Annotated in this window: 21 protein-coding genes; 11 read left to right on the top strand and 10 right to left on the bottom strand. The window is 65.0% G+C overall.

Going from position 1 to position 18,982, the window contains the following annotated elements; genetic code table 11:
* Positions 1-144: 144 nt before the first annotated feature.
* The 3 genes from NX774_RS14010 to NX774_RS14000 are packed head-to-tail and all read left to right on the top strand — an operon-like array spanning position 145 to position 1,736.
* The gene (locus NX774_RS14010; protein WP_258822851.1) at positions 145-675 is read left to right on the top strand and encodes a phage tail protein; all 531 of its coding nucleotides are present in this window, start codon (positions 145-147) and stop codon (positions 673-675) included.
* 12 nt (positions 676-687) lie between these two features.
* Complete coding sequence (locus tag NX774_RS14005) at positions 688-1,179, top strand: phage tail protein (RefSeq protein WP_258822850.1); 492 nt, start codon at positions 688-690, stop codon at positions 1,177-1,179.
* 14 nt (positions 1,180-1,193) lie between these two features.
* Entirely contained in the window at positions 1,194-1,736 is a 543-nt protein-coding gene (locus tag NX774_RS14000; RefSeq protein ID WP_258822849.1) for a phage tail protein, read from the top strand.
* A 52-nt stretch (positions 1,737-1,788) separates the two neighbouring features.
* On the opposite strand, the gene NX774_RS13995 is transcribed toward NX774_RS14000, so the two are convergent.
* Complete coding sequence (locus NX774_RS13995; RefSeq protein ID WP_258823361.1) at positions 1,789-2,673, bottom strand: TraB/GumN family protein; 885 nt, start codon at positions 2,671-2,673, stop codon at positions 1,789-1,791.
* On the opposite strand from NX774_RS13995, the gene NX774_RS13990 reads away from it, so the two are divergent.
* The 4 genes from NX774_RS13990 to NX774_RS13975 all read left to right on the top strand — a co-directional run bounded on the left by NX774_RS13990 (position 2,672) and on the right by NX774_RS13975 (position 6,587).
* On the top strand, positions 2,672-3,427 hold the full coding sequence (locus NX774_RS13990; RefSeq protein ID WP_258822848.1) for an HAD-IA family hydrolase: 756 nt from the start codon (positions 2,672-2,674) through the stop codon (positions 3,425-3,427). The two genes, NX774_RS13995 and NX774_RS13990, sit on opposite strands and share 2 nt — an antisense overlap.
* Before the next feature lie 25 nt (positions 3,428-3,452).
* Positions 3,453-4,043, top strand: coding sequence for a nucleoid occlusion factor SlmA (gene slmA, locus NX774_RS13985; RefSeq protein WP_258822847.1), 591 nt, complete (start codon positions 3,453-3,455; stop codon positions 4,041-4,043).
* A gap of 4 nt (positions 4,044-4,047) precedes the next feature.
* On the top strand, positions 4,048-5,883 hold the full coding sequence (gene pabB / locus NX774_RS13980) for an aminodeoxychorismate synthase component I (protein WP_258822846.1): 1,836 nt from the start codon (positions 4,048-4,050) through the stop codon (positions 5,881-5,883).
* Positions 5,884-5,963: 80 nt separating this feature from the next.
* Positions 5,964-6,587, top strand: coding sequence for a DUF6058 family natural product biosynthesis protein (locus NX774_RS13975; RefSeq protein WP_258822845.1), 624 nt, complete (start codon positions 5,964-5,966; stop codon positions 6,585-6,587).
* A gap of 1 nt (position 6,588) precedes the next feature.
* On the opposite strand, the gene NX774_RS13970 is transcribed toward NX774_RS13975, so the two are convergent.
* A complete protein-coding gene (locus NX774_RS13970) occupies positions 6,589-7,755 on the bottom strand; it encodes a mandelate racemase/muconate lactonizing enzyme family protein (protein ID WP_258822844.1) in 1,167 nt (388 codons plus the stop codon).
* Between the two features lie 170 nt (positions 7,756-7,925).
* On the opposite strand from NX774_RS13970, the gene NX774_RS13965 reads away from it, so the two are divergent.
* Positions 7,926-8,831: a LysR family transcriptional regulator gene (locus NX774_RS13965; RefSeq protein ID WP_258822843.1), complete on the top strand. Its 906-nt coding sequence runs from the start codon at positions 7,926-7,928 to the stop codon at positions 8,829-8,831.
* Positions 8,832-9,022: 191 nt separating this feature from the next.
* Here NX774_RS13965 and NX774_RS13960 read toward each other — a convergent pair whose 3' ends face one another.
* Entirely contained in the window at positions 9,023-9,637 is a 615-nt protein-coding gene (locus NX774_RS13960) for an OmpW/AlkL family protein (protein ID WP_258823360.1), read from the bottom strand.
* A 186-nt stretch (positions 9,638-9,823) separates the two neighbouring features.
* Between NX774_RS13960 and NX774_RS13955 the strand changes: the two genes are divergently transcribed.
* Positions 9,824-11,191 (top strand): hypothetical protein, encoded by a 1,368-nt coding sequence (locus NX774_RS13955; RefSeq protein ID WP_258822842.1) that lies wholly within the window; start codon positions 9,824-9,826, stop codon positions 11,189-11,191.
* 106 nt (positions 11,192-11,297) lie between these two features.
* On the opposite strand, the gene NX774_RS13950 is transcribed toward NX774_RS13955, so the two are convergent.
* The 3 genes from NX774_RS13950 to NX774_RS13940 all read right to left on the bottom strand — a co-directional run bounded on the left by NX774_RS13950 (position 11,298) and on the right by NX774_RS13940 (position 12,878).
* Positions 11,298-11,741 (bottom strand): GNAT family N-acetyltransferase, encoded by a 444-nt coding sequence (locus NX774_RS13950; RefSeq protein ID WP_258822841.1) that lies wholly within the window; start codon positions 11,739-11,741, stop codon positions 11,298-11,300.
* 95 nt (positions 11,742-11,836) lie between these two features.
* Complete coding sequence (locus NX774_RS13945) at positions 11,837-12,433, bottom strand: glutathione peroxidase (protein ID WP_258822840.1); 597 nt, start codon at positions 12,431-12,433, stop codon at positions 11,837-11,839.
* A gap of 22 nt (positions 12,434-12,455) precedes the next feature.
* Positions 12,456-12,878 carry a CoA-binding protein gene (locus tag NX774_RS13940; RefSeq protein WP_258822839.1) on the bottom strand — a complete coding sequence of 141 codons (423 nt, stop codon included), beginning with the start codon at positions 12,876-12,878 and terminating at the stop codon, positions 12,456-12,458.
* 135 nt (positions 12,879-13,013) lie between these two features.
* Between NX774_RS13940 and NX774_RS13935 the strand changes: the two genes are divergently transcribed.
* Positions 13,014-13,622 (top strand): peptidoglycan recognition protein family protein, encoded by a 609-nt coding sequence (locus NX774_RS13935; protein WP_258822838.1) that lies wholly within the window; start codon positions 13,014-13,016, stop codon positions 13,620-13,622.
* Positions 13,623-13,652: 30 nt separating this feature from the next.
* On the top strand, positions 13,653-14,903 hold the full coding sequence (locus NX774_RS13930) for a dipeptidase (RefSeq protein WP_258822837.1): 1,251 nt from the start codon (positions 13,653-13,655) through the stop codon (positions 14,901-14,903).
* 288 nt (positions 14,904-15,191) lie between these two features.
* On the opposite strand, the gene NX774_RS13925 is transcribed toward NX774_RS13930, so the two are convergent.
* The 4 genes from NX774_RS13925 to atpD all read right to left on the bottom strand — a co-directional run bounded on the left by NX774_RS13925 (position 15,192) and on the right by atpD (position 18,952).
* Positions 15,192-15,698, bottom strand: coding sequence for a fascin domain-containing protein (locus tag NX774_RS13925; RefSeq protein WP_258822836.1), 507 nt, complete (start codon positions 15,696-15,698; stop codon positions 15,192-15,194).
* Between the two features lie 243 nt (positions 15,699-15,941).
* On the bottom strand, positions 15,942-17,024 hold the full coding sequence (locus NX774_RS13920; protein WP_258822835.1) for a serine hydrolase domain-containing protein: 1,083 nt from the start codon (positions 17,022-17,024) through the stop codon (positions 15,942-15,944).
* A 73-nt stretch (positions 17,025-17,097) separates the two neighbouring features.
* The gene (locus tag NX774_RS13915) at positions 17,098-17,520 is read right to left on the bottom strand and encodes a F0F1 ATP synthase subunit epsilon (RefSeq protein WP_258822834.1); all 423 of its coding nucleotides are present in this window, start codon (positions 17,518-17,520) and stop codon (positions 17,098-17,100) included.
* Positions 17,521-17,548: 28 nt separating this feature from the next.
* Positions 17,549-18,952 carry a F0F1 ATP synthase subunit beta gene (gene atpD / locus NX774_RS13910; RefSeq protein ID WP_258822833.1) on the bottom strand — a complete coding sequence of 468 codons (1,404 nt, stop codon included), beginning with the start codon at positions 18,950-18,952 and terminating at the stop codon, positions 17,549-17,551.
* Positions 18,953-18,982 lie beyond the last annotated feature (30 nt).

Below are 18,982 nucleotides of genomic sequence, written 5' to 3'. Positions count from 1 at the left end.
TGCTAGACAGTACAACTGTCAGTACTTATAGTATCAAAGTTTGCACGAAGGAAAATAATTGCTATATTTTCACGTAGTTCCGTAGTAAATTGCAAAGACGGCGCCGGGAGCCGGCGGCCGTTCAAACGAGGAGGAGAAGAGGCGATGTCGGATCAATTTGTCGGAGAAATCCGAATGTTCGGGGGCGATTACGCGCCACTGGGCTGGGCGCTGTGCGATGGCAGCACCGTCAGCATTTCCGGAAACGAGGCCTTGTATTCGCTGCTGGGGACGACCTACGGCGGCGATGGGGTGTCAACGTTTAAGCTGCCCGACCTGCGCGGCCGGCTTCCCATCCACCAGGCAACGGGCAGCCTGCCCATCCTTGGCAGCGTCAGCTACCCGCTGGGCGCGATGGGTGGCGTGGAAACGGTGACGCTGACCACCAACCAGATGCCCACGCATACCCACGTGCCCAGCGCCAACACCAACAACGGCACCGTCTCCAACCCGACGAATGCCTTCTGGGCCAGCAATTCCGATTTCAGTGCCTATTCCAACGCCGTGCCGAATGCGCAGATGAACCCAGCCGAGGTCGGCTCAGCAGGCGGGAATATGCCGCACAACAACATGATGCCCTTCCTGACGATCAACTTCATCATCGCGCTCGAAGGCAACTACCCGACGCAAAACTAACAGGAGCAGACAATGGCTGAACCATTCATCGGCGAAATCCGCCCCTTTGCCTTCGGCTTTGCGCCGAAGGGCTGGGCAAGGTGCGAGGGCCAGCTTCTGGCGATCTCGACCAACGTAGCCTTGTTTAGCATTCTCGGCGTCACGTATGGCGGCGATGGCAAGACGAATTTCGCGCTGCCCGACCTGCGCGCGCGCACGCCGCTGGGTTTCAACAACACGTACCCGCAGGGTACGCTGCAAGGCGAACAAGCGCACACGCTGACCACCAACGAGATCCCGCAGCACACCCACCAGGTATTGGCGACCAACGCGACCGCGACCCTGTCCGCCGTGACGAACAGCTACTGGGCAAGCAGCATGAGCTACGCGCCCACGGCCAACGGCACCATGGGAGCGAACGCGATTGCCACCGCGGGCGCCAGCCAGGCGCACCAAAACATGCAGCCTTACACGGCTGTGAGCTTCTGCATTGCCCTGCAGGGGATTTTCCCGCCACGTAGCTAAGGAGAAAGAACGACATGGACCCCTACATCGGAGAGATCCGCCTGTTCGCCGGCAACTATGCACCGGCCGACTGGGCATTCTGCAACGGCCAACTGCTCCCAATCTCAAGCAACACCGTTCTGTTTTCCATCCTCGGGAACCGCTTTGGCGGGGACGGGATCAGCACTTTCGGGCTGCCCAACCTGTCCGGCAAGGCACCGCTGGGCATGGGCCAGGGCCCGGGCTTGAGCAACCACGACCTTGCCACCAGTAACGGCAGTTCGACCGTGACGCTGGTGCAGAGCGAGATGCCCGTCCATACCCACGCGCCGCGCGCCTACGCCGACAACGGCAACAGCAATTCGCCGGCAGGTGGCGAATGGGCGCAGTATGTGGACACGAGCACGCGTCCGCCTACGTCGGCGACACTGTACAGCGACGGCAGCAGCGGCGTTGTGCAGATGAATCCGCTGGCGCTGGGCGTTGCCGGCTCGAGTATGCCGCACAACAACATGCAGCCGTTCCTGGCAATGAATTTCATCATTTGCCTCTACGGTATTTACCCGCAGAAACCGTAACGCGTACAGGCGCAATGCCGATCAAGTGGCGCCCGCACGGGCGCCATTTTTTTTAGTAGACCCGCTCAACCCCAATGCCGCGCGCGCGCAGCAGTTCGGGCACGCTGCGCGGCCCCAGCAGGTGCAGCACGCCGATGGCGGAGACCGCCTTGTCCGTCTCCTTCAGCAGGCTGTCGATCTTGTCCGCCAGCGTGCCGTTGCGGCCGTCGAGCAAGACCTCGCGCGTGAACTTGCCGCCCACGCTGTTATCCGATTGCATGCGCTGCGCCATCGCTTCCAGCCCGGCCTGGTCCGCGTTGCCCCAAGCGCTGACCACGGTACGCACCTCGTTGGCTTGCGCGCCCGAACTAATGCTGTTGAGACAATCCTCGAGGAAGCGCCATTGGGACGGCGCCGGCAGCGAATCAAGCATCGCGAGCTGGCCCTCCAGCGATTCGAGCTCGACGATGCGAACGCCGCGCGCGCGCGCCATGCGGGCCAGTTCGCGGTCGGTGGACAGGGTGGCGCGGTAACCCTGCTTTTCGTATTCCGCGAGCGACAGCAGTGTTGCCAGCAGCACAGGCTTATACGAGTGCGCGGTGGCCGGGTCGAGTCCGGCGGCGCGTGCCATCTCGTCGATGCGGGTGAGCTTGCGCGGGCCAAGCTGCGTGTAGCCGGCCGCGCCCGGCTCCAGCTTGCCGTAGCGGTTCAGGGCGGCCGCGACCTTGGCGAACGAAGGCTGGGGATCGAGCTCCAGCGCCAGCACGCTGGCCGATTCGACCGCTGCCGCCAGTTGCGGTTCCAGCGGATAGAAGCTGGGCAAACCGACATGCATGGTGCCAAACAGGAACATCGTGTGGCCATGTGCGCTCAGCCTGAACAATGCACCACGCTCCGCCGCCTGGGCCGGCTGCCAGGACAGGAACACGAAGAACACTATAATCAGGCGTCGCAACATGCTCACTTTGAATCCGTCGGTTACTGTGGTCGATATTACAAGAACTCCTAAAATCTGGTTGTTCGATTTGGACAATACCTTGCACGATGCATCGCATGCGATCTTCCCTGCGATCAGCGCGAACATGAACGTGTACATCGCGCGCGTGCTCGGCGATGGCACGCAGCCGGCCAGCCCGGAGGCCGTCAACGCCGCGCGGATTGGCTATTGGAAACGCTACGGTGCCACCCTGCTCGGCATGATCCGCCACCACAACGTGCGCGCCGCCGACTTCCTGCACGAGACGCACCAGTTGCCGGCGCTGCAGCAGATGATCCGCGCCGAGCGCGGTCTGGCACGGCTGCTGGCGCGGCTGCCCGGCACCAAGATCCTGCTCACCAACGGGCCGCGCGGCTACTCGGGCGAGGTGATGCGCCACCTGGGCTTGCACCGCCAGTTCGCGCACCACATCGCGATCGAGGACATGCACGTGCACGGCCGGCTGCGGCCGAAGCCCTCGAAGCTGATGCTGCGCCGGCTGCTGCGCCGCCACGGCCTGGACGCGCGCCGCTGCGTGCTGGTGGAGGACACGCTGGCCAACCTGAAGAGCGCGCGCCAGCTGGGCATGGGCACCGTGTGGGTCACGCAGTACCTGCGCGTGGCCGACCCGCTCGGCACGGCGACGCTGCCAAGGATGCTAAAACGTCCACATTACGTCGATGTCAAAGTAAAATCGGTACGGCAGCTTCCCGGCAGCCTGCACAAGCTGCGCTGAACCGTACTCCAACCGACCCGAACCCATGTCCAGTACCAAGCCAGGGCAACGCAAACTGCAAATCCTCCAGGCCCTGGCCGGGATGCTCGAGCATCCCAAGGGCGACAAGATCACCACCGCGGCACTGGCCGCGCGCCTGTCGCTGTCCGAAGCGGCGCTGTACCGCCATTTCGCCAGCAAGGCCCAGATGTTCGAGGGGCTGATCGACTTCATCGAATCGAGCGTGTTCGGGCTCATCAACCAGATCGCCGAGCACGAGGAGCGCGGCATCGACCAGGCGCAGGCGATCGTGCGCATGCTGCTCGCATTCGCCGCCAACAACCCGGGCATGACGCGCGTGCTGATCGGCGACGCGCTGGTGGGCGAAGACGAACGCCTGCAGCTGCGCATGAACCAGTTCTACGACAAGGTCGAACTGGCCTGCAAGCAGGCGCTGCGCCTGGCGGCCTCGCAGGGCATGGGGCTGGAAGACGAAGTGGCGGCGCGCGCCGGCCTGCTGGTCAGCTATGTCACCGGCCGCTGGCACCGTTTTGCCAAGAGCGGCTTCAAGCACAACCCGGCGGACGGCGCGCCGGTCCAGATCGCGCTGCTGCTGGCCGCGCCGCAGATGGCCTGAGGCGATGGGCACCGACGAAGTCTTTGCGCTGCTCGACGACGCGCTCGCAACTGCGGGCGAGCCGGGCTCGCGCCTGTACAGCGGCCACGCCGCCACCCTCACCTGCGCCGATGCGGCAGGCTGGCCGGTGCTGCTCGAGGACCTGGAACGCGCGCTGGCGCGCGGCCTGTTCGCGGTTCCCCTGCTCACCTATGAGCTGGGCGAGCGCCTAGCCGGCATCGGCGCGCGCACGGCCGATGGCCCGCTGGCCCAGGTGCTGCTGTTCACCCGCTGTGACAGGCTGACCGCATCGCAGGTGCAAGCATGGCTCGACACGCGCGCCGCACCTGGCGTGCCGGCCGGCGTGGCGGCAATCGAGGCGAGCGTGAACGAAGCGCAGTTCGCAAGCGCCATCGCGCGCATTCGCGACTACATCGCGGCCGGCGACACCTACCAGGTCAACTATACGTTCCGGCTGCGCTTTGACGCCTTCGGCCCGCTGGCCGCGCTGTATGCGCGGCTGCGCGCGCGCCAGCCTGTGCCTTACGGCGCGCTGGTCGGCCTGCCGGACGGCGGCGCGGTGCTGTCGATGTCGCCGGAGCTGTTCGTGCGCCACCACGGCGGCGAACTGGTCGCGCGGCCGATGAAGGGCACGGCGCGCGCCAGCGGCGACGCCCAAGCCGACGCCGCGAGCGCCGCAGCGCTCGCGGCCGACCCGAAGAACCGCGCCGAGAACCTGATGATCGTGGACCTGCTGCGCAACGACCTGGGCCGCGTGGCCGCAACCGGCAGCGTGGACGTGCCCGCCCTGTTCGAGGTGCAGCGCTTCGGCGACGTGCTGCAGATGACCTCGACGGTGCGCGCGACCGTGCCTGCGGATGCCACGCTGGCCGGCGTCTTCGGCGCGCTGTACCCGTGCGGCTCGATCACCGGTGCGCCCAAGCTGCGCACGATGCAGATCATCCGCGAGCTGGAAACGGCGCCGCGCGGCATCTACACCGGCGCGATCGGCTGGATCGACCCGCCGCAAGACGGCCGCGCGCTTGGCGACTTCTGCCTGTCGGTGCCGATCCGCACCCTCGCGCTCGGCCCCCTGGAACACGGCGTGCGCCGCGGCGAACTGGGCGTGGGCGCGGGCATTGTCTTTGACAGCGATGCCGCCGCCGAATACGCCGAGTGCCAGCTCAAGGCGCGCTTCCTGACCGGGCTGTCGAACGACTTCGAACTGTTCGAAACGATACGCGCGAGCTTTGACGACGGCCCGCGCCACCTGGACGAGCACCTGGACCGCATCGGCCGCTCGTGCGCCTACTTCGGCTTTCCATTCGAGCGCGAGGCGGCAAAGGCGCTGGTGGTGGACACCTGCCTGGCGCTCGGCCCCGGACTGCACCGCGTGCGCCTGTCGGTGAACGCGACCGGGCAAGCCAGGGTGCAGGCAGCCCCGCTGGGCGAGACGCCGCGCGAACCGGTACGCGTGCTGCTGTCGGACCAGCCGACCGATTCGGGCGACCTGTTCCTGCGCCACAAATCGAGCATCCGCAGCCGCTACGACGCAGCCTGGAAGGCGGCCGAGGCAAAGGGCGCATTCGACGCACTGTTCTTCAACGAGCGCGGCGAACTGACCGAGGGCGGGCGCAGCAACGTCTTCGTGCGCATCAATGGGCGCTGGTACACGCCTCCGCTGTCCTGCGGCCTGCTGCCCGGGGTGGTGCGCGCGGTGATGCTGGCCGCGCCCGCGTGGAAGGCGTCCGAACGGATCATCACACGCGCGATGCTGGAGAACGCCGAGGACATCGTCATCTGCAACGCGCTGCGCGGCCCGCTGCGCGCCGTGCTCGACACCACTACCCGGCTTTCCTGAGCCATGCTTCGGCACGCGCCGAAGCATGGTGCGCGCCGATGCGGTTATCGTTCCTGCCCTTCCCCACTGAGGACATACGCATGGAACTGATCCGATACCTTGAGCGGTACTTCTTCACGCGCGAGCAGCTGCTGGATCGCTGCGCAATCGAGGGCGCGCAGCTGGCCAAGCTGCAGGCGGCGCGCATGGCGCCCGCGCCTTCCTACCGGCTGCGGCTGGACATCGGTTGCGACTCCTTCTTCGGCCCCTGGGCGGGCGCCGCCGCCGCCGACTACTATGCGAAGGGATACGTGGCCTGGATCGGGCAGCTTGCCGGGCTGGATGGCGAGGCGCAGGCGCGCGCGCTGTTCGACCGGCGCTACATGGCGCGGCTGGACCAGCTGCGCGCCGGCGGCATAGCACCGAGCGCGCCGGCATTCGCCAGCGAAGAACACCTGGGGGCCGAATGGTCCGCCTTCCTCGACGGGACCTACGGCCTGTGCACCGTGTCGGGCCTGCCCGAGGATATCGCCGCCAAGGAAGCGGCGGTCGAGGTGATCAAAGAGACGGCGCCGGTGGCCGCCACAAATGCACAGGCAAAAGCGCGCCTGTCCGCCGCGGTCGACCTGCTCGACAGCGTGGCCGCGCCCTTTGCCCCGCACGAGGTGGCGCGCAGCTCGCGCCAGCGTTACGTGAACGCGATGCGCGAGGCGCACAGCCTGTGAATCAGGCAGCCAGCTTCTGCATCTCCCAGTACAGGTCGGACTTGCCTTCAAAGCCGATGCCAGGCAGGTCCGGCATCGTGATGAAGCCGTTCTCGACCTTGACCCCATCGGGGAAACCGCCGAACGGCTGGAACAGGTCCGGATAGGACTCGTTGCCACCCAAGCCCAGGCCGGCCGCGATGTTCAGCGACATCTGGTGGCCGCCGTGCGGGATGCAGCGGGTGCGCGACCAGCCGTGCTGGTGCAGCATGTCCAGCGTGCGCAGGTATTCGACCAGGCCGTACGACAGCGCGCAGTCGAACTGCAGCCAGTCGCGGTCGGGGCGCATGCCACCGTAGCGGATCAGGTTGCGCGCGTCCTGCATTGAGAACAGGTTTTCGCCGGTGGCCATCGGCTTGTCGTAGTAGTTGCGCAGGGTCGCCTGCAGCTCGAAGTCGAGCGGGTCGCCCGCCTCCTCGTACCAGAACAGGTCGTACTGCGACAGCGCCTTGGCGTACTGGATCGCGGTGTCCAGGTCGAAGCGGCCATTGGCGTCCACCGCCAGCTTCTGCCCGTCCTGCAGCACCGACAGGATCGAGTCGATGCGGCGCAGGTCCTCGTCAAGCGAGGCGCCGCCGATTTTCTTCTTGACCACCGTGTAGCCGCGGTCGATGTAGCTCTTCATCTCGTCCTTGAGCTTTTTGTGGTCCTGGCCCGGATAGTAGTAGCCGCCGGCGGCGTACACGAATACCTTGCGCTCCGGCGTGCCGTTGCCGTAGCGCTCGGCCAGCAACTGGAACAGCGGCTTGTCCGCGATCTTGGCCACCGCGTCCCACACCGCCATGTCGATGGTGCCGACCGCGACCGAGCGCTCGCCGTGACCGCCCGGCTTCTCGTTGGTCATCATCGCCGCCCAGATCTTGTGCGGGTCGAGGTTCGCGCCGGTTTCGTCCAGCAGCGCGGCCGGGTCGGCCTCCAGTACGCGCGGGATGAAGCGCTCGCGCATCAAGGTGCCCTGGCCGTAGCGGCCGTTCGAATTGAAGCCGTAGCCGATCACCTGCTTGCCGTCCTTGACCACGTCGGTGACGACCGCCACCAGGCTCAGGTTCATTTTCGAAAAGTCGATGTAGGCGTTGCGGATCGAAGAGCTGATCGGCACGGTCTTTTCGCGGATTTCTACGATTTTCATGGTGGTGCTTTCTTGTAGGGTGGGCACCCGTGCCCACGCGTTGCTGGAGGCGCCGCGTACGCCGCGTGGGCACAAGTGCCCACCCTACGTACGGGCGTGACCGAGGCTTTAGCATAGTCGCAGTGCGCGGTCTTATAATGTCTTAAATTTCATAAGAGTTTTAACCGCAGGTGAAAAACGATAGCGCATCCGAACTGGAATTCTTCGTGCTGGTGGCGCGCCACAGCAGCCTGTCGGCCGCGGCGCGCGCGCTCGACCTGACGCCGCCGGCGGCCAGCAAGCGGCTGGCGCAGATGGAGCAGCGGCTTGGGGTGCAGCTGCTGAACCGGACCACGCGCAGCATCAGCCTGACCAGCGAAGGCGAAACCTACCTGCGGCACGCCACCCGCATCCTGGCCGAGATCCGCGAGATGGAAGACGCCGTCTCGCTCGGCCGCAGCGCGCCGCGCGGGCTGCTGCGCGTGAATGCCACGCTCGGCTTCGGCCGCACCACGATCGCGCCGCTGATCTCGCAGTTCGCCCGGCGCTATCCGGAGGTCGAGGTACAGGTGGAGGTGACGGACCGCCCAGTGGACCTGGTCGAGAGCGGCTTTGACCTGGCGATCCGCTTCGGCACCCTGCCCGACCGGCGGCTCAATGCACGGCGCATCATGTCCAACCGCCGCTTCCTGTGCGCCTCGCCCAAGTACCTGGAACGCCACGGCACGCCGCGCACGCTGGCCGACCTGGCGCAGCACCGCTGCATCATCCACCGCCAGAACGACGACGCCTATGGCATCTGGCGCTTCATCCACAAGGACCACACCGAGGTGGTGAAGGTGCACGGCAGCCTGTCGAGCAACGACGGCGACATCGTGCTGGGCTGGGCGCTGGACGGCCACGGCATCCTGATCCGCTCGGAATGGGACGCGGCCAGGTACCTCGAGAGCGGCCGCCTGCGCATCGTGCTGCCCGCGTTCGAGCTGCCCTCGGCCGACCTGTTCGTCTATTACGCCGGCGGGCGCGCCAACCAGCCGGTGCGCACGCGCGCGTTCATCGACTTCCTGGTCGAACACTTCCGCAAGAACCAGGCGTAGGGTGGGCAGATTCTGCCCACGCGTTCAGGCAGCACCTGACGGGCCGGGATACGGTTCGTGCCACTCCAACTCGGATTGAACGCGTGGGCAGAGAACCTGCCCACCCTACGCTGCAACGCACCATAAAAAAGAAAAACCGGCCGCGAGGGCCGGTTTTTAGCTTTTGCTGGAAGCTATGTTTAATCGTTAAATCAGAACCTGTATCCCACCCCCACACCAATGAGCAGCGGATCCACTTTGACGTCGCTTGCGCGCGCGCCCGAGATGTTCACATCGCTGCGGATCTGGACTTTTTTCACGTCCAGGTTAATCGACCAATTCTTGTCCAGTTTGAAGTCCACGCCGGCTTGCAGGGCGAGGCCAACGCTATCGTGCTCGAGGCGGCCAGCGCCGTTCAGCAGGTTCACGCTCGACAGCAGCGTGTAGTTCACGCCCGCGCCGACGTACGGGTTGATGTCGGCGCCCGGCAGGAAGTGATACTGCGCCAGCAGGGTCGGCGGCAGCTGCTTGAACGTGCCGATCTTGGCGCCGTCCAGGGTCACGTCATGCTTCTGCGGATAGGTCAGGATCAGTTCAGCCGAGATGTTCGGCGTGAAGAAATACGAAACGTCGACTTCGGGAATGGTTTTGTTGCTGACATGGATGCGGTCAGCCGCGCCAACGCCACCAACAGGCGCGGACTCGTTGGCCGGATCGATGTACACGGCACGTGCGCGTACCAGCCACGGCGATTCCTGCGCCATCGCAGCGTTCACGCCCATCAGGCCGATCATTGCAACCATCACTTTCAGCATCGACTTCTTCATTTCACTTACCTCTTTTATGTCGTTGTATGAATGAGATGAAGGATATTGATGCGACGCAATAAAATCGTTGATGTGCATCAAAATTCTCACCCCCAGCCGGGGGGAATCGGCGCCACTGCGAATTTGGCGGGAACAACGCGGGCTAGAATTTCCGATTTGAAACCGACCCACCACCAAGGAGTCACCGTGCCCTCGCTCAAACCGCTCGCCATCGCCGTCACCGGCCTGTTCGCGCTGACCTCCGCGTCTGCCGCGGAGATCGTCCAGAAAGTGAAGCCGCCTGTCAGCCAGGCCTACATCGACCTGGCCACCTTCAATGGCGGCGCGCCGATGGCGCCCACCGGTGGCATCGGCGGCATGCTCGGCGGCCTGTTTGGCGGCGGCGGCAAATCGAGCGATCGCGGCAACAGCTTCGGCCAGACCCAGGGCCAGTCGCAGGGACGCTGGATGGACGTAACCCTGGTGACCCGCAACAACAAGGACCTGAAGACCGCGACCCAGAACGTGCCGGCTGGCAGCAAGCTGGCCCCGACGCTGAACCTGCTGGCGCCGGAGCCGACCAAGGTGGTGGCGGAATCGCACATGGCGAGCGAAGGTCCCGGCGAGTTCCAAATGCCGAAAGGGAAGATGTATCTGTACTGGGGCTGCGGCACCGAGGTACGCAAGGGCCAGCCGCTGGTGATCGATTTCGCCAAGATGGATCCGAAGCAGATGAACCAGTTCTTCCAGAACCGCAACGCCATGTTCCGCGTGCCGGAACCGGCGCCAGGCCGCCCTGTGTGGCCGAACAAGAAGGACGACCGCATGCTGCCGGACGGCGCGAGCGTGGCCGGCGAGCACGCGTTCGCGGGCGAGGGCGTGGTCGATGGCTTCAAGTTCAACATCGACGCCGCGCACGACCTGATGCCAGCCGTGGAAGCGACCCGCAGCGACGACGCCAGGGGGGTGCTGTTCAAGTGGAAGCCGATGCAGCAGGCCACCGGCTGGTTCGTGCAGGCGATGGGCATGCGCGACAGCGCCGCCGCCGGCAACGGCGACATGGAGATGGTGTACTGGACCTCGAGCGAGCTGCCGGACATGGGCATGGGCCTGGTGAACTACCAGCCGGACAGCTCGATCGCCAAGTGGCAGAAGGAAAAGGTGATCCTGCCGGCCAGCACCAGCGAATGCGCGGCGCCGAAGGAAGCGGTCAGCGCGATGGCGATGTCGCGCGTGATCGCTTACGGCGACGAGCTGAACATGGCCTATCCGCCGCGGCCGAAAGATCCCAGGATCGACTGGGAACCGCAATGGGACGTCAAGGTACGCCGCAAGTCGGTCGCCTCCTTGACCCCGGGCATGGGCTCGATGATGGGGGCGGCGATGGCCGGCCACGCGGACGACGAGGACAAGGCCCCGGCGCCACGGCAGGCACTGGCACAGCCGCAACGAGAGCAGCAACAACAGCAGGACAAGCCGGCCGCTTCGTCGGCGGTAGAGGCGATCAAGAACAGCGCCTTCGACGTGTTCAAAAACGTCCTGCAGCGCAAGGCCGAGGACGCGCTGTCGCGCTAACGCCTGGTCGTAGGGTGGGCACTTGTGCCCACGCGGCACGCACGTGGGCGCGTGAAGACCGCGTGGGCTCGAGAGCCCACCCTACGGATTCAAGCCACGCCCGAACTCAGAGCGTGAGCGAGTAATGGTAGTACTGCTCGTCACGCACCCAGCCTTCGGACTCGTAGAGTGCCTGGGCTTTTTCGTTGTTGATGCCGGTGGACAGCGACAGGCGCAGGGCGCCCTTGCCACGGGCGTACTCGGCCGCCGCATGCATGAGCGCGCGCGCGACGTTGCCCCGGCGTGCCTCGGGCGCGACAAACAAGTCGTTGAGCACATAGACGCGGCCGGCGGACACCGACGAAAACGACGGGTACAGCTGGACGAAGCCGACCGCCTGCCGGTCCTTCTCGGCCACGAAAACGGCCGACTCCCCCTTGGCGAGCCGCTCGCTGATGAAACGCTCGGCCAGGCCGGCGTCGGCGGGTTTGCCGTAGAACTGGCGATAGGCGTCGAACAGGGGCGCAACGGCTGGCACGTCGGCCAGTTGCGCTGGTCGGACAATGATCATGTGGTGTCTCCGGACAGGTGGCGGTCGTCAATGCATGACCGAATCTTATTGTTCGGTAATTATAAGTGCCGCACACCCGCCCTGCCGAGATGTATTCACATGGCCAGCGCCTGCTCGATCTTGCTGACGAATTCCTTGTCTTCCGGCGCGATCTTGCTGGGGAAGTATTCGATGGTCTTGCCCTGGCGGTCGATCAGGTATTTGGTGAAGTTCCACTTCGGCGCCTGACCGGTGATTTTGGTCAGTTCCGTGTGCAGCGGATTGGCCTGGCCGCCGGTGACCGAGCTCTTGGCGAACATCGGGAACTTGACGCCGTAGGTGTTGTAGCAGAAGTCCGCGATTTCCTTGGAGTTGCCCGGCTCCTGCTGGCCGAAGTCGTTCGACGGGAAGCCGAGCACGACCAGCCCGCGCGGCGCGTACTTGGCGTACAGCTCTTCCAGTCCCTTGTACTGCTTGGTGAAACCGCAGTAGCTGGCCGTGTTCACCACCAGCACCACCTTGCCCGCGTACTGGCACAGGTCCTGCGGCGCGTCGTCCTGCAGGCGGTTGAAGGTGTGGTGCAGCACCGCCGGGCAGCTGGCCGACGGCGCCGTTGCAGCCACCGGCGCCTCTGCCGTCGTCCCGGCGAAAGCGGGAACCCAAAAAACGCTTGCAGCACCAGATAACACCAACCGCGAAACCAGCTTGTTCATGTCCGTCCCCTTGTTGTTATGCTCAGGCGCCCAGCGCCCGATGCTCGATCTTCATGCAACGGTTCATCACCACGTCCAGCCCCGCCGCGCGCGCCAGGTCGGCCGCCGACTGGTTCTCGATCCCCAGCTGCATCCACAGGCAGCCGGCGCGCACCGCGATCGCATCCTTGGCCAGCGGCGGAATGTCTTCCGACTTGCGGAAGCAGTCGACGATGTCGATGCGCTGGCCAAGCGGCGCCAGGGCGTCGGCCGCTTCCTGCAAGCTCGCATACACCGTTTCGCCCAGGATCTGCTGCCCGGCATACACCGGGTTGACCGGCACGATGCGGTAACCGTGCTGCTGCAGGTACTGCGCAACCTCGTGGCTGGCCTTTTCCGGGTTGTTGGACAGGCCGACGACGGCGATGGTGCTGCTTTCCTTGAGGATCTGCGGAATGGTTTTCATGTGACGTTGGCGATCAATGGTATCGGCCATTAGCTTAGCAGGTTTGCATCGCGCGCTGGCGCAGGCTTTGCCGATTTGCCATGCTCAGTAGAAATGTGAAAAGATGCTCCCTGATTCTTTTACCGAGCTGTCCCCATGCCAGTCAAGAAAACCATCGCCGCTGCCGCGCTGTGCCTGCTGTTTTCCAGCGCCGCCGGCGCCGCCCCTGCCCTGGCGGACGTCGAGCGCAGCATTGTTGCCGTGCCTGCGTGGGGCGGCACGCCTGCCGATCCCGCCCTCGCGCGCAAGCAGGCCGTCAGCTACATCACCCTGCACCACCAGGGCGAGCCCTTCCCCGAGGGCAAGGACCCGGTCCAGTACCTGCGCAACCTGCAGGCGTGGTCGCGCAGCACCAAGCACTGGCTCGACATTCCCTACCACTACATCATCGACCTGGACGGCAAGATCTACGCCGGCCGCGACATCCAGTACGCCGGCGACACCAATACCGAGTATGACCCGATGGGCCATGCGCTGATCGAGGTGGTGGGCAATTTCGAGGAAGTGGAGCCGAACCAGAAGCAGCTCGACGCCGTGGTCGACCTGATGGCCATGCTGGCCGCCAAGTACCACGTGCCGCTCGACCGCATCGCCAGCCACCGCGACTATTCCGCCCAGACCGTCTGCCCGGGCAAGAACCTGTACCGCTATGTGCAGGAAGGCTATTTCCGGCACCGCGTGGCGCAGCGGCTGGCCGCGCAGTAAGTGCCCACTTCCACTCTTCGAAAGGTTTACATGATCCGCCCTATCCCGATGCTGTTGGCAGGACTGTTCATTTCCGCGTCATGCACGGCCGCGCCGGCCACGCCCTCCGACGAGCAGGCGCTGCAGCACGCCAAAGCGCTGCTGGCGCGCGTGCCGCTGGTGGACGGCCACAACGACCTGCCGTACATCATCCGCGAGCATCCCAAGTACCACGGCGACGTGGCGGGCTACGACCTGCGCCAGCACACCGACGGCGAGACCGACATCGCGCGCCTGAAGGCGGGCGGGGTGTCGGCGCAGTTCTGGAGCGTGTACGTGGACGGTGCGCTCAAGAGCGGCTGGGCGCGCACCCAGCTGGAACAGATTGAGCTGACCAAGCGGATGATCGCGCGCTACCCGGACAGCTTCATGCTGGCCACGACGAGCGCGGACATCATGAAAGCCAAGCGCGCCGGCAAGGTAGCCAGCTTCCTGGGCATGGAGGGCGGCCACGTCATCGAAAACAGCCTGGGCGCGCTGCGCGCGTACTACGACATGGGCGTGCGCTACATGACGCTGACCCACAACGTCACGCTCGACTGGGCCGACGCGGCAGCGGACGAGCACCGGCACGGCGGGCTGACGCCCTTCGGCAAGGAAGTGGTGCGCGAGATGAACCGGCTCGGCATGCTGGTGGACCTGGCGCACGTGAGCACCGGCGTGATGCAGCAGACGCTGGACGTGAGCGAGGCGCCGGTGATCTTCTCGCACACGGGCGCGCGGGCGCTGGCGCCGATCGAGCGCAATGTGCCGGACGAGGTGCTCAAACGCATGCCGGCCAATGGCGGCGTGGTGATGGTGTACTACGTGCCCGAATTCCTGAACAAGCAGGCGCTGGCGTGGAGCGACGAGCTGAAAAAGCGCACCCCGAAAGGCGCCAGCCCCGCCGACAAGAAGGCCATCTACGAGGCCTACCTGAAGGAGGCCGGGCCGCTGCCGCGCGTGACGGTGAAGGACGTTGCCGACCACATCGAACACATCGCCCGCATCGCCGGCAAGGACCATGTGGGCATCGGCGCCGATTACTGCGGCGGCAACGATCCGGAAGGGCTCAAGGATGTCTCGACCTATCCGGTGCTGTTCGCCGAGCTGATCAAGCGCGGTTGGAGCGATGCGGACCTGGCGAAACTGGCCGGCGGCAACCTGATCCGCGCTTTTGCCAAGGCCGAGCAGGTGGCGGCGCGCCTGCAGAAGGAGCGCCAGCCGAGCCTGGCGACCGTCGACCTGGCAGCTGCGCGGTAGCTTTCAGCGACCGTCGTCCCGGCGCAAGCCGGGACCCATGCTGAAGATGCGCCCACGCGGCCATGGTTCAAGTTTGCGGTAACGCGCGCTCCGTATGGGTCCCGGCTTTCGCCGGGACGACGGTATGGTGCGGTCTGCGTTAAGTGTTGAATCGCAAACGTCGTTCCCGCGCAGGCGGGAACCCATGCTGAGAGCGCGCCGAGTTGGCCTTGCCAATGGCCAGGTGGCTGGATGCTCAGTATGGGTCCCCGCCTGCGCGGGGACGACGTGAATACATTCAGCGGTTTCTTATTCAACCACGATCGGCTTGAGCGCGGTGGCCCCGCCCACCGCGTTGCCGACCGCTTCCCACCAGATCGGGTCGTGCACCTGGCCGTGCTGCGACGGCAGGATCGAGAAGCGCTCCCACTCGGCGCAGCTGTCGCGGTCCGCCACCACTTCGCCGCCGTAGCGGGTTTCCTGGCCGGGCGGCTGGGCGCACAGCCATTTACCGTGCGTGCTCTTCAGGCCAATGTGGAACAGGTCGCCGGCCGCGTGCAGGGTCCACTTCTCCCATTCGGCCGCCTCCTGGCGATTGCAGATCGCCCGCCCGCTCGGCTCGGCCGACAACCACAGCCTGGACTTCTCATTCTGCAGCGACAACCGGCCGTCGGCCCAGACGTGCACGTTCCAGCGCTCCTCGTCCCCGGCCTTGGCCAGTTCGGTGACGGCATGCATGACGCCGGTGCTGTGGGCCTGCAACAGGCGGTCGTGCGCACTCAAGATCAGAAACTGGCCGGCAAGCGCGGTTTGCATACGGTTCCCCTTTCGAAAGAAGAATGCTCAGATGCAACAGTAAAGCGCATCAGCGGCGCTTGTACTTTATGCGCGGTCAACTGAAGGGCGCATACCGGTAGGGTGGGCGGATTCCGCCCACGCGTTCAGCGCACGCCGGTCGGCCACCGATGTCGTCCTGGCCCGGAGCCCGGCCTGCATCGGCATTGCTGAACGCGTGGGCAGCAAAGCTGCCCACCCTGCGTGCTGCAGAGCTCGCGCCACTCAGTTGTCGCTGATATAGGCTTTCATCTGCTCGAATGCCGGCTTGTACGCATTGCGGCGGGTGACGGCAAAGGCGTAGGCGCGGTGCTGGCTTGGTACGTAGAACGCCGCCGTGCCCCAGAAGCCGCTGTGCCAGTAGGCCTTCACGCCATTGGCCTCGTACTCGAAAATGCCCATGCGGTACGGGCTGTCGGCCGGAATCCCCTCTTTCGACAGCATCAGCTGCAGGGTCTCCGGATGCTTGAACACCTTGCCGTCGAACAGCGCGTAGAGGAACCAGGCCAGGTCGCGCGGGTCGGCCACGATGCCGCCGCCACCGTACATGTCCAGCGACGGATTCCAGCCGTAGGTGTCGCGGCCGTCGTCGAACAGCTGGTGCGCGCGCGGACCGGCCTGCGGCGCCGCCGGTTCCTGCGTCTCCCAGTACGTGCTCTTCAAGCCGAGCTTTTCGTAGCCGAGGATCTCGTGGACCGCGCGCGCGAGCGGCTTGCCGGTCAGGCGCTCGATGATGTTGCCCAGCAGGCAGTAGCCGTCGTCAGAGTAGTAGAACTTTTCGCCGGGCTTGCCCACCGGGTCGGTCCAGCGCACCAGCGCATCCATCGTACTGTCGCGGGTCCACGCGGTTTCCGGATGGGTCGCCAGCAGCTGCTCGAATTGCTTGCTATGCGTGTGGTCGGCGATGCCGCCCGTGTGGGTCAGCAGATGGCGCACGGTGATGTGCGCGGTGTCGTAGCCGTCCTTGTCCAGCGCAGCAAGGTAGGCCGGGTCCACATAGTCGCGGATGCTGGCGTCGAGCTTGACCTTGCCGTCTTCCCACAGGCGCAGCACGGTGGCGGCCACGAAGGTCTTGGTATTGCTGGCCACACGGAAGGTGGCGTCCGGCTGCAGGCCTTCATTGCCGGTGGCCGACACGGAAAACGTGAGGCCCCCGCGCGCCTCCTGGCTGATGGCCGCGATCGACACGCTGCCAGGCAGGGCGAGCTTGGCGAAGCGCTCGTTCAGTTGCTCGATGGGCGAGGCGGCCCAGGCGGCGCTGGCCAGCAAGGCCGCGGCGGCAAAGATTGCTGCTTTTGTTCTTCTCATCTTCCTGTCTCCTACGGAACGTACATATAAAAAAAGGGCAGCCGAAGCTGCCCTCTTGTGTGCTGCGTGAAGCTTAGCGCTTGGCGCGCAGCTTCTGGATCGCTGCCAGTTGCGCGATTGCCGCGGCCAGTTCGGCCTGGGCTTTCGCGTAGTCGATCGCTGCGTCCTTGTTCTGCATCAGCTCTTCGGCCCGTTTCTTGGCTTCCTGTGCTTTTGCTTCGTCAAGGTCGTGGCCGCGGATCGCGGTGTCGGCCAGAACCGTTACGCGGTTCGGCTGCACTTCGAGGATGCCACCGGCGACGAAGACGAACTCCTCGTCGCTACGGCCGGCCACCTGGATACGTACGGCACCCGGCTTGACGCGCGTGATCAGCGGGGTGTGCTTCGGGTAGATACCCAGCTCGCCCGCTTCACCCGGCAACGCGACGAATTCGGCCTCGCCCGAGAAGATCGAGTCTTCGGCCGAGACGACGTCAACGTGGATAGTGTTTGCCATGGTTGTCCTTCAGTGTGAAGATGCCGACTTAGGCAGCCAGTTTCTTGGCTTTTTCGATGGCTTCCTCGATCGTGCCGACCATGTAGAAGGCCTGCTCCGGCAGATGGTCCAGTTCGCCCGACGCGATCATCTTGAAGCCCTTGATCGTGTCTTTCAGCGAAACGTACTTGCCCGGCGAGCCGGTGAACACTTCGGCGACGTGGAACGGCTGCGACAGGAAACGCTGCATCTTACGTGCGCGTGCCACCACCAGCTTGTCTTCCGGTGCCAGTTCGTCCATGCCCAGAATCGCGATGATGTCGCGCAGTTCCTTGTAGCGCTGCAGGGTGCCCTGCACCGAACGCGCGGTCTCGTAGTGCTCCTGGCCCACGACCAGCGGGTCCAGCTGGCGCGAGGTCGAGTCCAGCGGATCCACTGCCGGGTAGATACCGAGCGAAGCGATGTCACGCGACAGCACGACGGTCGAGTCCAGGTGGGCGAAGGTGGTTGCCGGCGACGGGTCGGTCAGGTCGTCCGCAGGGACGTACACGGCCTGGATCGAGGTGATCGAACCGGTCTTGGTCGAGGTGATGCGCTCTTGCAGGCGGCCCATCTCTTCGGCCAGGGTCGGCTGGTAGCCCACTGCCGACGGCATACGGCCCAGCAGTGCCGACACTTCGGTACCGGCCAGGGTGTAACGGTAGATGTTGTCGACGAAGAACAGCACGTCCTTGCCCTGGTCGCGGAACGATTCCGCGATGGTCAGGCCGGTCAGCGCCACGCGCAGGCGGTTGCCCGGCGGTTCGTTCATCTGGCCGTACACCATCGCCACTTTCGAGTTGCCCAGGTTTTCCAGGTCCACGACCTTGGAATCGGCCATCTCGTGGTAGAAGTCGTTACCTTCACGGGTACGCTCACCCACGCCGGCGAACACGGACAGGCCCGAGTGCGCTTTCGCGATGTTGTTGATCAGTTCCATCATGTTCACGGTCTTGCCCACGCCGGCGCCGCCGAACAGGCCGACCTTACCGCCTTTGGCGAACGGGCAGACCAGGTCGATCACCTTGATGCCGGTTTCCAGCAGTTCCTGCGACGGCGACAGCTCGTCGTAGGTCGGGGCGGCACGGTGGATCGATGCGGTGTGCTCGAGGCTGACCGGACCACGTTCGTCGATCGGGTTGCCCAGCACGTCCATGATGCGGCCGAGGGTGGCCGGGCCAACCGGCACCGTGATCGGCGCGTTGGTGTTCTTGATCAGCATGCCGCGACGCAGGCCTTCCGAGCTGCCCAGCGCAATGGTACGAACCACGCCGTCGCCCAGCTGCTGCTGGACTTCCAGGGTCAGTTCGGAGCCTTCCATTTTCAGTGCGTCGTATACCTTGGGCATGGCGTCGCGCGGGAATTCCACGTCGACCACTGCGCCGATACACTGAACGATTTTGCCATCAGCCATGTTCGTTCCTTCAGTAATAGTTAAATTCTT

The sequence above is a fragment of the Massilia agilis genome (assembly GCF_024756255.1).
Classification (GTDB): domain Bacteria; phylum Pseudomonadota; class Gammaproteobacteria; order Burkholderiales; family Burkholderiaceae_D; genus Telluria; species Telluria agilis.
Note: the sequence above shows the minus strand (reverse complement) of the source record. Positions and strands in the feature narration are given on the sequence as shown.

Coding starts and splice junctions, on each gene's coding strand:
- NX774_RS13940 (WP_258822839.1), bottom strand. CDS start 12,878: ATGAAAACCATTCCGCAGATCCTCAAGGAAAGCAGCACCATCGCCGTC.
- NX774_RS13915 (WP_258822834.1), bottom strand. CDS start 17,520: ATGGCAAACACTATCCACGTTGACGTCGTCTCGGCCGAAGACTCGATC.
- NX774_RS13930 (WP_258822837.1), top strand. CDS start 13,653: ATGATCCGCCCTATCCCGATGCTGTTGGCAGGACTGTTCATTTCCGCG.
- NX774_RS13945 (WP_258822840.1), bottom strand. CDS start 12,433: ATGAACAAGCTGGTTTCGCGGTTGGTGTTATCTGGTGCTGCAAGCGTT.
- atpD (WP_258822833.1), bottom strand. CDS start 18,952: ATGGCTGATGGCAAAATCGTTCAGTGTATCGGCGCAGTGGTCGACGTG.
- NX774_RS13935 (WP_258822838.1), top strand. CDS start 13,014: ATGCCAGTCAAGAAAACCATCGCCGCTGCCGCGCTGTGCCTGCTGTTT.
- pabB (WP_258822846.1), top strand. CDS start 4,048: ATGGGCACCGACGAAGTCTTTGCGCTGCTCGACGACGCGCTCGCAACT.
- NX774_RS14010 (WP_258822851.1), top strand. CDS start 145: ATGTCGGATCAATTTGTCGGAGAAATCCGAATGTTCGGGGGCGATTAC.
- NX774_RS13990 (WP_258822848.1), top strand. CDS start 2,672: ATGCTCACTTTGAATCCGTCGGTTACTGTGGTCGATATTACAAGAACT.
- NX774_RS13920 (WP_258822835.1), bottom strand. CDS start 17,024: ATGAGAAGAACAAAAGCAGCAATCTTTGCCGCCGCGGCCTTGCTGGCC.
- NX774_RS13995 (WP_258823361.1), bottom strand. CDS start 2,673: ATGTTGCGACGCCTGATTATAGTGTTCTTCGTGTTCCTGTCCTGGCAG.
- NX774_RS13960 (WP_258823360.1), bottom strand. CDS start 9,637: ATGAAGAAGTCGATGCTGAAAGTGATGGTTGCAATGATCGGCCTGATG.
- NX774_RS13970 (WP_258822844.1), bottom strand. CDS start 7,755: ATGAAAATCGTAGAAATCCGCGAAAAGACCGTGCCGATCAGCTCTTCG.
- NX774_RS13950 (WP_258822841.1), bottom strand. CDS start 11,741: ATGATCATTGTCCGACCAGCGCAACTGGCCGACGTGCCAGCCGTTGCG.
- slmA (WP_258822847.1), top strand. CDS start 3,453: ATGTCCAGTACCAAGCCAGGGCAACGCAAACTGCAAATCCTCCAGGCC.
- NX774_RS14000 (WP_258822849.1), top strand. CDS start 1,194: ATGGACCCCTACATCGGAGAGATCCGCCTGTTCGCCGGCAACTATGCA.
- NX774_RS13925 (WP_258822836.1), bottom strand. CDS start 15,698: ATGCAAACCGCGCTTGCCGGCCAGTTTCTGATCTTGAGTGCGCACGAC.
- NX774_RS14005 (WP_258822850.1), top strand. CDS start 688: ATGGCTGAACCATTCATCGGCGAAATCCGCCCCTTTGCCTTCGGCTTT.
- NX774_RS13975 (WP_258822845.1), top strand. CDS start 5,964: ATGGAACTGATCCGATACCTTGAGCGGTACTTCTTCACGCGCGAGCAG.